Annotated in this window: 10 protein-coding genes and 1 pseudogene; 7 read left to right on the plus strand and 4 right to left on the minus strand. The window is 63.6% G+C overall.

From position 1 onward, the window contains the following. A partial coding sequence (locus EN884_RS10735; protein ID WP_164894971.1) for a L,D-transpeptidase occupies positions 1-621 on the minus strand: 621 nt, incomplete at its 3' end. Positions 622-859: 238 nt separating this feature from the next. Between EN884_RS10735 and EN884_RS40110 the strand changes: the two genes are divergently transcribed. Then, positions 860-982, plus strand: a complete 123-nt coding sequence (locus tag EN884_RS40110) for a hypothetical protein (RefSeq protein WP_013528283.1) — start codon at positions 860-862, stop codon at positions 980-982. A gap of 96 nt (positions 983-1,078) precedes the next feature. After that, positions 1,079-1,702 (plus strand): LysE family translocator, encoded by a 624-nt coding sequence (locus tag EN884_RS10745; protein ID WP_023761181.1) that lies wholly within the window; start codon positions 1,079-1,081, stop codon positions 1,700-1,702. A 19-nt stretch (positions 1,703-1,721) separates the two neighbouring features. Here EN884_RS10745 and EN884_RS10750 read toward each other — a convergent pair. Further along, a pseudogene (locus tag EN884_RS10750) lies at positions 1,722-4,512 on the minus strand (autotransporter outer membrane beta-barrel domain-containing protein). 224 nt (positions 4,513-4,736) lie between these two features. Here EN884_RS10750 and EN884_RS10755 point away from each other — a divergent pair. Continuing rightward, positions 4,737-6,059, plus strand: coding sequence for a tetratricopeptide repeat protein (locus EN884_RS10755; RefSeq protein WP_063169803.1), 1,323 nt, complete (start codon positions 4,737-4,739; stop codon positions 6,057-6,059). A gap of 82 nt (positions 6,060-6,141) precedes the next feature. After that, the gene (xylB, locus tag EN884_RS10760) at positions 6,142-7,596 is read left to right on the plus strand and encodes a xylulokinase (protein WP_063169802.1); all 1,455 of its coding nucleotides are present in this window, start codon (positions 6,142-6,144) and stop codon (positions 7,594-7,596) included. A 32-nt stretch (positions 7,597-7,628) separates the two neighbouring features. Here the strand turns inward: xylB and EN884_RS10765 are convergent, their stop codons facing one another. Continuing rightward, positions 7,629-7,991 (minus strand): nuclear transport factor 2 family protein, encoded by a 363-nt coding sequence (locus EN884_RS10765; protein ID WP_063169801.1) that lies wholly within the window; start codon positions 7,989-7,991, stop codon positions 7,629-7,631. Between the two features lie 112 nt (positions 7,992-8,103). Here EN884_RS10765 and xylA point away from each other — a divergent pair, with 112 nt between their 5' ends. The 3 genes from xylA to EN884_RS10780 all read left to right on the plus strand — a co-directional run bounded on the left by xylA (position 8,104) and on the right by EN884_RS10780 (position 10,612). Beyond that, positions 8,104-9,429 carry a xylose isomerase gene (xylA, locus tag EN884_RS10770; protein ID WP_027161006.1) on the plus strand — a complete coding sequence of 442 codons (1,326 nt, stop codon included), beginning with the start codon at positions 8,104-8,106 and terminating at the stop codon, positions 9,427-9,429. A gap of 236 nt (positions 9,430-9,665) precedes the next feature. Then, positions 9,666-10,142, plus strand: coding sequence for an N-acetyltransferase (locus tag EN884_RS10775; protein ID WP_063169800.1), 477 nt, complete (start codon positions 9,666-9,668; stop codon positions 10,140-10,142). A gap of 260 nt (positions 10,143-10,402) precedes the next feature. After that, on the plus strand, positions 10,403-10,612 hold the full coding sequence (locus tag EN884_RS10780) for a hypothetical protein (RefSeq protein WP_013528291.1): 210 nt from the start codon (positions 10,403-10,405) through the stop codon (positions 10,610-10,612). An 11-nt stretch (positions 10,613-10,623) separates the two neighbouring features. On the opposite strand, the gene EN884_RS10785 is transcribed toward EN884_RS10780, so the two are convergent. Further along, on the minus strand, positions 10,624-11,276 hold a 653-nt coding region (locus EN884_RS10785), incomplete at its 5' end, for a GlxA family transcriptional regulator (RefSeq protein ID WP_164894972.1).

Here is an 11,276-nt window from a genome sequence, read left to right on the forward strand (position 1 = left end):
GCCGTCCTGGTAGATGTAGAGGGCACGCGCGCCGAGCGGATTGGTGAGGCCGCCGGGCTGTCCGGCCTGCCATTTCACCAGTTCAGGCTTGCGGGCGATCATCTCCGGCGGCGGCGTCCAGGTCGGCCATTCCCTGCCGTACTGGATGTTGGCGCGGCCGGACCAGCGGAAACCGTCCTTGCCGATGCCGACGCCATAACGGATGGCATCGCCGCCCGGCTGGACCAAATAGAGCATGCGCTCCTTGAGATGGACGACGATGGTGCCGGGCGCCTCGCCTGTCGTGTCGACGACGATCTGGCGGCGGAATTCCGGCTTGACCTTCAGATATGGCACTTCCGGAACGTTGAAGCCGCCGTCGGTCAGCCCGGCATACATGACCCCGGGACTGGTGACGTTCTTGTCGACGCTGATGCTTGGCCGGATCGGCCGCACGGAACCCGTGGTGACGTCGTCGAGCTCGAGCGCCGGCAGGCCGCCGCCCGAGGTCGAGCAACCGGCGGCGCTCAGCAGCGCAAGCGCCCCTGCCCCGGACAGGATGGCGCGGCGGGAAAGATGATGATCGGTTTCGATTGCGTCGCCATTTCGCGGCGGCGTCAGACCTTGCGGCAACTCACGCATATACCCAGACCCTACGCTGTCGGCGGGAAGCACGGTCCGGCCGGATAGCAGGCATTTTCCTCATTCATGGTTGATAAAGCGTGAAGACCTTGCACAGCCTGCATTTGCGCATGGCCTTGGCGATGTTCGACCTTCTTGCCTGAACTTGAACGAAGGCTGCTGCACAAAAAGACCTCGGTCGAGTCATATTCCCGGCGCCGGCGTCTCCTACTCCTCGAACCATCAGCGAGGGGCCTCCATGTGCAAGACCTTAAAAACCGACATCAAGCTTTTTGCCGCTGCCATTGTCGCGGCGGCAACCGTTCTCGGTGCCAATGTCAGCCTGGCCGATATAGTGAGCACGCTGAGCGGCGCGAACTGACACCGATCTGCCGCTGGCGCAGTTAGGGAAATCGCCTCTTTACATTCTCCCGGGCCTAAGGATTTATCCTCTTCTTTAAGCTCAAAGGAGACGAGCATGTCCTTCGAAAACTGGGCCGCCTTCGCTGCCGCATCGACGATCCTTCTCATCATTCCAGGTCCGACCATCCTGCTGGTCGTGTCCTATGCGCTGGGCCAGGGCTGGCGTACCGCTCTGCCGATGGCCGTCGGCGTGGCGTTGGGGGATTTCACTGCGATGACGTTGTCGATGCTGGGTATCGGCGCGCTGCTGGCGGCCTCGGCGACCGTCTTCACCATCCTGAAGCTGATCGGCGCCGGTTATCTGATCTATCTTGGCGTGAAACTGTTTCGCGCCGGCGGCGCGTTGAAGGCCGAACCGCGCACCGACGCGGTCTCCTCGGCCAAGATGATGGCGCACGCCTGGCTGGTCACCGCGCTCAACCCGAAAAGCATCACGTTCTTCGTTGCCTTCCTGCCGCAGTTCCTCGACCGGCACGCCGATTTCTGGACGCAGATGCTGATCTTCGAGACGACCTTCCTGGCGCTCGCCTTCGCCAATGCCTTCGGCTATGCGCTGATCGCGGCACGCGCACGCAACGTGGTGCGCAATCCCAAGGCGATCCGCATCTTCAACCGCACCGGCGGTACGCTGCTGGTCGGCGCCGGCATCGCCACGGTGGCGATGCGTTCCAGCAATTAAGCTGTCTTTTTGACCGGCCTTACCATTTGACGCTGAAGCCCAGATTGCCTTCGAGGATCCGACGCTTGTCGCCACCGAGATTGGTGGTGTAGTCGCCGGTGGCGAAGATGCTGACCTTGTCCGTCACCTTGGCAATCACGCCGCCGCCGAACTCGAACGAGGTCGATCTGCCCTCGGTCGAGATGTCGGTGGTGTCGAAATTGACATGGCTGGTGCCGCCGAAATCGTGCCAGATGTTGGCCTTGAGATACGGCTGCAGCGCCATGCCATTGATCGCTGTTTCGCCTTGCAGCCGTGCGCCGAGCCGGCCGGTCACGCTGCCGTCCGTATCGAAGGAAACCGAAGCAAAGCGGTCCGACGCATCGTCGAGCGACAATTGCTGCCAGACCAGTTGCGCCTGCGGTTCAAGCGTCCAGCCTTGCGCCAGCGCGATGGGATAGCCGCCTTCCAGCGAAGCGGTGACGCCGGTCCCGCCGACGTCGATGCCAATGTCGCGCGACGATGTTGCGTTGCCGCCGAAGAAGGTGGCCATGAGGACGCCGTCCAGGTACCAGCCACCCTGACCGATCCGGGTCCAGTAGCCGCCGATACTGGTGCCGTTGATATCCATGCTGCCGACGGACAGATTGTCCCTGCCCAGCGCCTGGCCGCGCACGTCGCCATTCATGCTGGCATAGGCGACGAACAGGCCGGCGCGATCGGTCTGGCCCGACGCGGTTTCGCGGCCGAACAGATCGAAGCCCGCCTGGAGGCCGAACAGGGTGCCGTCAAAGGACGGCGATACCGTTCCTGAATAGGCCATCTTGCTGTCCTGACCGAAGATGCGGCCCCAGACCGGCGACAGCTCGGTGTTCGACAACAGGCTCTGCTCGCCGCGCCGTTCGTGGAATGTGCCGAGCGTCGTCATCGCCAGATGTTCGGCGACCGGCGGCAAGGCCGAATAGACCGGAACCTCGATGCGATAGAGCAGGATTTCCTCGCCCGCCGCCGGTGTCGGCAGGTCGGGCACCTCAGTTGGCACCACCGGCGGTGGCGGGGGCGGATCCGCCACTGGTGCCGGTGGTGGTGCCGGTGGTGTCGCGGGCGGCGGATCGGTCGGCACGACCGGCGGCGCCGGATCAACCGGATCGGGATCGCCGGGGGTGGATTCCGGCGGAGGCGGCGGCGCAGGGTCGATGGGCGGCGGCGGCGGCGGTTCGGCCGCCGGCGGCTCAGGTGCCGGCGGCGGAGCAGGCTCCAGCGCCGGCGGGGCTGCGGCCGGCGGGGCCGGCGTGTTCAGCGTCGAGCGCAGGTACCAGTTCTCCTCGCTGCCGGCGCTGACGCCGCCCTTGAACAGATAATATTCAAAGGCCCCGGCGGCGACCGGGGCGTCGAGCGCGAATGTCGTGGCGCCCGAGGTGGCGCCGTTGATTGCCTGGATGACCATGATGCCGTCCTGCGTGGTCGCAGCCCCCGCGCCGCCGAGATTGACCACGGAGATGCCGGTCGAACCGGAAGCCGTTCCGCTCGACAGGACCAACTTGTCGGATGCGGAGGAATCGTCACCGAGCTCGGTCTGGATAAGCAGCAGGCCACCCAGGCCGACATAATTGCCCGAAATCGTCAGGCTGTCGGTGGCGCCGGTGCTGCCATTGGTCAGGTCGATGCGCCCGGCATTGGTGACCTGCGCCAGCTGGCCTGCCGTAAACGCCTGGATCGCCGCATTGAAGCCGCCGCCGTAGAGCGTGCTTGCGGCATCGACACTGAGCGAACCCGTGCCGGTGCCGCTGTCGCCGAGCACCAGATTGCTGTCCATCGTCAGCTGGGTGTCATTGGTGGCGTCGATGCTTTCCCAGTTCTGGAGCCGGCTGACGCCATCCAGTTTGACGTTGTCCAGGGTCAGCGCATCGGTGCCGGCACCACCTGATATGGCATCCGTGGCACCGAGATTGGCGTTGGTGAGGTTGCTGAGCCTGGCGGTGTCGTTATCGCCGCCGAGATCGACGGAACCATAGATGATGCCGCCACCGTTCCAGACGAAATTGTCGGCGCCAAAGCTCATCAGTATATCGCCACCGACCGTGCCGCCGGTGACCGTGACGCTGTCATTGCCGCCGCTGACGCTGATGTTGCCGCCGATGGTGCCGCCCGACAGGATGATCGTGTCCTTGTCGAAGCCAGTGACGAGGTTGCGGTCGATGGTGCCGCCTGACATGTTGAAATAGTTCTGATCGAGCTTCATGTTGACCCGGCCGATGCGGCCACCGGTCATCACGGCGTGGTCGCCATCGTCGAAGAAATCGACGATGCGTCCGCCGGTCATGGTGAAGGTGTCGAGGCCGTCGCCCTGGTTGAGCGAGCCGATCTGGCCGCCGCTCATGTTGAAGTCGTCGATGCCGGCGCCCTGCTGGACATTGCCGGTGACGGTGCCCGCGCCAATTTTGAAGAAATCCGTGCCGCCACCCTGATCGACGGTGCCGGTTATGGTGCCTGACTGCATGTCGATGCCGGTCCGTGCCGACGCCAAAGGTCACATTGCCTGATATCTGCCCGGTGCCGCCGGCGGGAAAATTCAGCGTGTTGTCGCCGTCGAGATCGGTGAGGCTGCCGGCTGAGTCGCCGCTGTCACAGGTGTAGACGGTGTTTCCGGCGGATGGAGCCAGCACGCATGCGGCAAACGCGGCGGAGTTGGGCAGCAACGCAAAAGCTGTAGTTGAGAGGATGCTAATAAGCCACGGATGTAACGGATGCGGCTTTCGCCGTTGCGAAGCAATTGTCACCTGCGCATCCGCCGAACGACTGTTCGGAAGCGAGTTCTTCACATGCCGCATCGCGTCCCCTCTCGATTCGCGATTTCCAGCCCCCGCCAGCCGCCGCAATGAAGACACAATTCATTCAATTTTACAAAGCCTAATCTGCCCCGCATGGTTGCTAAACTGCAAAGACTACTGAAAGGTCTGGCGTAGCGCACGGTTGGCGTGTCCGTGGCCTATGCTTTAGGATCGCTTTGGGCCGAAGGATCAAGGGCCTGTCACGGGTCGATAAAGGACATCGCATGGCAATCAGGGACGCATTCGGCCTGGCACTTTCGGGCGCGACGGAGGCGGGATTCACGCCTTACAGCCAGGCAGTGCGTGAACTGCAGTGCTTCATCGGCGATCCCGTAGCTTCCGTCGACCGCGCCATCGCGGAAGATCCCGGCTTCGTCATGGCCCATGTCTTCAAGGGATATCTGTTCGGCCTCGCCACCGAGCGGGAGGCGACGGCCGTGGCCAAGGCTTGCCACGAGGCCGCACTGCCGCTTGCCGCGACCACGCGCGAGCGGGCGCATGTCTCGGCCCTTGGCCATCTCGCCAGCGGGCGCTGGCATGAGGCCAGCCGCGTTCTCGAGGACATCACCATCGAGACCCCGCGCGACGGGCTGGCGCTGCAGGTCGGCCACCAGATCGATTTCTTCACCGGCAATGCCCGCATGCTGCGCGACCGCATCGCTCGTGCCCTGCCTTCGTGGCAAAGCGGCATGCCCGGCTACCACGCCATGCTCGGCATGCAGGCTTTCGGGCTGGAGGAAATGGGTGACTATGTCAGGGCCGAGCAGCTTGGCCGCGAGGCAGTCGACATCGAGCCGCGCGACGGCTGGGCGCAGCACGCCGTCGCCCATGTCATGGAGATGCAAAGCCGGCAAAGGGATGGCATTGCCTGGATGCGCGCCAATCCGGAAGCGTGGACACGGGAGAGCTTCCTGCAGGTCCACAATTGGTGGCACCTGGCGCTGTTCCACTATGATCTCGGCGAGACCGACGCGGTGCTGGCCCTCTATGACGGCCCTATCTACAGCGTGCAATCGACGATGGCGCTCAACATGGTCGATGCCTCGGCAATCCTGTGGCGGCTCCACCTCGGCGGCGTCGATGTCGGCGACCGCTGGGCGGCACTCGCCGCCAACTGGGGCAAGGCGGGAGCGGGTCTTTATGCCTTCAACGACGCCCACGCGATGATGGCCTTCGTGGGTGCCGGGTTAGATGCGCCGGCCCTCGCCTTGCTCGAGGCTCAGCGCGAGGCCATGCGTGGCAGCGACGACAATGCGGCTTTCACGCGGGATGTCGGCCATCCGCTGACGCTCGCCATCAAGGCATTCGGTGAGGGCAGCTACGCCGAGACCGCGCGCCTGATCCGGCCGATCCGCGCGATCGCACATCGTTTCGGTGGCAGCCACGCCCAGCGCGACGTCATCGACCTGACGCTGATCGAGGCGGCCTTGCGCGCCGGTGAGGGTGCGCTGGCCAAGGCGCTCACGGCGGAGCGTTCGATGGCGCGGCCCGACAGTCCGCTGTCAGCGCTGTTTGTGCGACGCGCCGCCGATTTGTCGGAGAATTGACCCGAAGCGGATCTTGTTTTAAAAACTGGCCAAGCCAGATTTTTTCGAGACCCGAAAAAATTAACTGGCGTGGGAGGAAGACATGTATCTGGGCCTCGATCTCGGGACGTCGGGCGTCAAGGCGCTGCTGATCGATGCCGGGCAAACCGTCATCGGTTCCGGCCATGGTTCGCTTGATGTTTCACGGCCGCACCCCGGCTGGTCGGAACAGAATCCCGAGCACTGGATCCGGGCCTGCGAAGACGCAATCGCCGAGCTCAAATCCTCCCATCCGCATGAACTCGCGGCAGTCAAGGGCATTGGCCTGTCCGGCCAGATGCATGGCGCCACGCTGCTTGACGCCGCCGACAAGGTGCTGCGCCCCTGCATCCTGTGGAACGACACGCGCAGCCATGCCGAGGCCGCCGTCCTCGATGCCGATCCGCGTTTCCGCGCCCTGACCGGCAACATCGTCTTTCCCGGTTTCACCGCGCCGAAACTGGCCTGGGTGAAGAAAAACGAGCCCGCTGTCTTCGCCAAGGTCGCAAAAGTGCTGCTGCCCAAGGATTTCCTGCGGCTCTGGCTTTCGGGCGAGCACATTTCGGAAATGTCGGATTCTGCCGGCACGTCCTGGCTCGATGTCGGCAAGCGGCGCTGGAGTGCGGATTTGCTCGCGGCGACATCGCTCGATGAAAAGCAGATGCCGTCGCTGGTCGAGGGTACGCAGAAGGCAGGCGCATTGCGCAGCGAATTGGCATCGAAGTGGGGCGTCCAGGCCGGCATTCCGATCGCCGGTGGCGCCGGCGACAACGCGGCCTCGGCCTGCGGCATGGGCACGGTTGGCGCCGGCCACGCTTTTGTTTCGCTCGGCACGTCGGGTGTGCTGTTTGCCGCCAACGCTTCCTACCTGCCCAACCCGGCTAGCGCGGTTCACACCTTCTGCCACGCGCTTCCGAACACCTGGCACCAGATGGGGGTCATCCTGTCGGCAACCGATTCGCTCAACTGGCTGTCGGAAATCACCGGGAAGAGCGCCGGCGAGTTGACCACTGAGCTCGGCGACACATTGAAGGCGCCGAGCGGCGTGTCCTTCCTGCCATACCTCTCGGGTGAGCGCACGCCCTACAATGATTCCGCCATTCGCGGCGCGTTCACCGGACTGGCGCATCAATCGAGCCGTGCCGTGCTGACCCAGGCCGTGCTGGAGGGTGTAGCCTTTGCCTTTCGCGACAGCCTCGAAGCGCTGGCCACGGCCGGCACAGCCTTGACGCGGGTGACGGCGATCGGCGGCGGTTCGCGCTCACGCTACTGGTTGAAGGCGATTGCCACCGCGCTTCAACTGCCTGTCGACATTCCTGCCGACGGCGACTTCGGCGCCGCCTTTGGTGCCGCGCGGCTCGGCCTGATCGCGGCGACGGGTGCCGATCCGCTCGAAATCTGTACGGCCCCGAGGACGGACGCAACTATCGAACCGGATGCGGCGCTCGGCGGCGCCTATGCCGATGCCTATCAGCGCTACCGGGCGCTTTATCCGGCAATCAGGGTCGCCACGGCGTGAGCGATCTTTCGCCCACGCCGCGGCTGTCCGGCTCACTGCGCCGGCACCTTGTCGAGAAAACCGGTGACGCTCTTGAGGCGGCCGTTCTCGATGATTCCGATGTCGGTACCTTCGATCACCGAAGGCGTCCCCTCAGGTCCGAGATTCCACGAGAAGCGGATCTTGTCGGCAAAACCGTCCGGCGTACCCTTCAGCGAGAACCGGAAACCGGCAAAGCGCTGCTGCACGCCGTCGATCAGAGCCGCGACGCCTTCATGGCCATCACCCTGCATGAGCGGATCGCGGTAGCTGACGTCTTCCGTGAAGGTCGCCTTGAGCAATTCGGCCCGGCGGCCGGCATCGCTTTCGTTCCAGGCGGTGATGTAGTTTTCAGCGATCTTGGTGAGGTCGGTCATGGTCTGTCTCCTTCGTTTGGTGGCTTTGACATGACCCTTTTCAACCAGCGCCGGCGTGAAACCAATTACGCCTGAGGTAATGGCGTCAGAACTTTGTGAGAGGACAGAAATCATGAGCAGTGGATTTTTCGGCGACATCCAGAAGATCAAATATGAAGGGCCGGATTCGACCAATCCGCTGGCCTATAGGTTCTACAATCCCGATGAGGTCGTCGCCGGCAAGCGGCTGGAAGATCATCTGCGCTTCGCCGTTGCCTACTGGCACTCCTTTGCCTGGCCGGGTGGCGATCCGTTCGGCGGCCAGACTTTCGACCGGCCGTGGTTTCCCAAGGCCGGCGGCGTCGACACGATGGAGCTGGCAAAACTGAAAGCAGACGTCGCCTTCGAGATGTTCTCGTTGCTCGGCGCGCCCTACTTCTGCTTCCACGACGCCGATGTACGGCCGGAAGGCAAGGATTTTTCCGAGAGTGCGGCGCGCCTCGATGAGATCGCCGACTACTTCGCGGGCAAGATGAAGCAGACCGGCGTCAAGCTGCTTTGGGGCACCGCCAATCTGTTCTCCAACCGCCGCTTCATGTCGGGCGCGGCCACCAATCCCGATCCGGATGTCTTTGCCTATGCGGCGGCGACGGTAAAAAGCTGTATCGACGTCACCAAGCGGTTGAAGGGCGAAAACTACGTGCTGTGGGGCGGGCGCGAAGGCTATGAGACCCTGCTCAACACCGACCTTGCGCGCGAGCAGGAACAGGCCGGCCGGTTCCTCAGCATGGTCGTCGACTACAAGCACAAGATCGGCTTCAAGGGCACGATCCTGATCGAGCCGAAGCCGCAGGAGCCAACCAAGCATCAGTACGATTACGATGTCGCCACGGTCTACGGCTTCCTCAAGCGCTTCGGGCTGGAGAAGGAGGTCAAGGTCAATATCGAGCAGGGCCACGCCATCCTGGCCGGCCATTCCTTCGAGCACGAACTGGCTCTGGCCAATGCGCTCGGCATTTTCGGTTCGATCGATATGAACCGCAACGACTACCAGTCGGGCTGGGACACCGACCAGTTCCCCAACAACGTGCCGGAAATGGCACTGGCCTACTACCAAGTCCTGCAGGCTGGCGGCTTCAAGACCGGCGGCACCAATTTCGACGCCAAGCTGCGCCGCCAGTCGCTCGATCCGCAGGACCTGCTGATCGGCCATATCGGCGGCATGGACTCTTGCGCTCGCGGCCTGAAAGCCGCGGCGCGCATGGTCGAGGACAAGGCACTGTCGGCGCCGCTGGCCGAACGCTATGCCGGCTGGAACACGGCCGAGGGCAAGGCGATGCTTGCCGGCAAGCGCACGCTTGAGGATATCGCCGAGCGTGTCGTCAAGAAGAAGATCGAGCCGCAGCCGAGGTCCGGCCGCCAGGAACTGCTGGAAAACATCGTCAACCGCTACGTGTAGGGCGAGCGCCGCTTCATCTTTGGACCGACATCCGGCGCCACTGGCTGAAAGCCGCCGCCATCGCCATCTGCTAGTCAGCCCACTTCGCGACAAGCTGCCGAGGATCGCACAGATCTTCGGCAGCCTGCGTGGGACCAGGACGCTACACGTGTCACCGAAAGAGGGCCCGTGCGGCGGCATGTCGTCGTCCCAAACCGCTGTGCACTTTGGGCGACATGCATTGGCAGGAGACGGAAATGGCAGAGGATCGAATCATCGTGCGCCCTGCGCAGGCGAGCGATATTCCGGCGCTGAAGCAGGTGCTGCAGGAAACCTTCGAAGGCACCTGGCTGCCGAACATCACCGAAGCAGCCGCGCAACGCTATGTCGAGACGGATATTGGCGGGCGCTATGTCGACCAGAGCTGGCCTGAATTCGCCATTGCCGAGATCGATGGCGAGGTCGCCGGCTTGATCCATTGGCGCGCGGATTTCATCGAGGCCCTGCACGTGATGGCATCCCGTCAAGGCCAAGGTGTCGGCCGCAAGCTGCTTTCCCATGCCGAACAGGCGGTCAGTGCGGCCGGATTGGCGCAGGCGCGGCTGGAGACCGACACGTTCAACCTGCCCGCACAAGCACTCTACAAAGCGGTCGGCTATATCGAGAAAAGCCGCTATCCCGATGACGAATGGGACAGTGGCTTCACCACGGTGCTGTTCGAAAAGCGGCTTTGAGCAATTCCAGGAAAAGTGGGTACCGGTTTCCCCGGGAAAAGCGTACAGCGCTTTGCCTTGGGAATTGCGCAATCCAACAATAGATTTCTCGTTGACCTGACCTGCCTGGGCGCAGGAACAGCTTTGCGCATGGCCCGGTCCAGCGACATGGTTTTGCCCTTCGACGCCCTTCAATGACCTCGCTCTTGCCTTCAAACTGCCGTCACGAATCTCGTATAAGAGTGGCTCGTGGCGGGAGAGGAAGAAGGAGGCGAACCGATATGCAGAACGAACGTGAAATCGACGCCCTGCTCTCACCTGGCGAGGCTGGATCGATCATCGACCGGCTGATGGCAATGCCGCATCCGAAGGACGGCACGCGCCGCTCGAACGAATGGGATCGCGCTGTGGCCAGCCGTTTCGAGACCCATCTTGCCAAGCAAATGCGCTCGCAGATCGACGGCGGCAGCGACCGTCAGAACGCTGCCTGATTCTATCATAGTCAGCCCCGGCGCAGCCTGACCGGCGCTTCGCCGAAAGCCCTTGAAAACGCTCTTGAAAACGCCGCGGCGGATGAGAATCCGGTCCGCCCGGCAATATCGGCCATGGCGATCCTTGTATCGACCACCAGCCGGCGCGCGGCGCCCAGGCGCAGCCTGAGATAATAGGCGCCCGGTGTCTCGCCGATCGATTTGCGAAAGATGCTCTCCAGCGTCCGTGCCGTCACGCCGGCGCGCTTGGCCACCGCTTCAATGGTCAGCGGCTGGTCGACATGCGCTTCCATCAGCCGGATCGCTTGCGCCAGCCGCGGATCATAGCCATCGAGCCGGCCGAGCGAGACCAGCGGCTGTGCGTCGGTGGCGGCGCGCGCCTGGTCGTAGATGAAGACGCTGGCGACATCGAGCGCGACGGCCATGCCGAGCCTCGTGCGGATGAGATGCAGCATCAGGTCGAAGGTCGGCGACGCGCCGCCCGAGGTGAACACCGGCCCGTCGATAACATAGCGGTCAGGGCGGACATCGACGCCGGGGAATGCCGAGGAAAAATCCTCCATGTCCTCCCAGTGGGCGGTGGCGCTGCGTCCTTCCAGCAGGCCGGCGCGCGCCACCAGCCAGGTGCCGGCTTCGACACCGCCGCAAGCGCGTGCTGTCCGTG

It is taken from the genome of Mesorhizobium sp. M7A.F.Ca.AU.001.01.1.1 (assembly GCF_004022735.1).
GTDB classification, from domain to species: domain Bacteria; phylum Pseudomonadota; class Alphaproteobacteria; order Rhizobiales; family Rhizobiaceae; genus Mesorhizobium; species Mesorhizobium ciceri.

Coding starts and splice junctions, on each gene's coding strand:
- EN884_RS40110 (WP_013528283.1), top strand. CDS start 860: ATGTGCAAGACCTTAAAAACCGACATCAAGCTTTTTGCCGCTGCCATT.
- EN884_RS10745 (WP_023761181.1), top strand. CDS start 1,079: ATGTCCTTCGAAAACTGGGCCGCCTTCGCTGCCGCATCGACGATCCTT.
- EN884_RS10755 (WP_063169803.1), top strand. CDS start 4,737: ATGGCAATCAGGGACGCATTCGGCCTGGCACTTTCGGGCGCGACGGAG.
- xylB (WP_063169802.1), top strand. CDS start 6,142: ATGTATCTGGGCCTCGATCTCGGGACGTCGGGCGTCAAGGCGCTGCTG.
- EN884_RS10765 (WP_063169801.1), bottom strand. CDS start 7,991: ATGACCGACCTCACCAAGATCGCTGAAAACTACATCACCGCCTGGAAC.
- xylA (WP_027161006.1), top strand. CDS start 8,104: ATGAGCAGTGGATTTTTCGGCGACATCCAGAAGATCAAATATGAAGGG.
- EN884_RS10775 (WP_063169800.1), top strand. CDS start 9,666: ATGGCAGAGGATCGAATCATCGTGCGCCCTGCGCAGGCGAGCGATATT.
- EN884_RS10780 (WP_013528291.1), top strand. CDS start 10,403: ATGCAGAACGAACGTGAAATCGACGCCCTGCTCTCACCTGGCGAGGCT.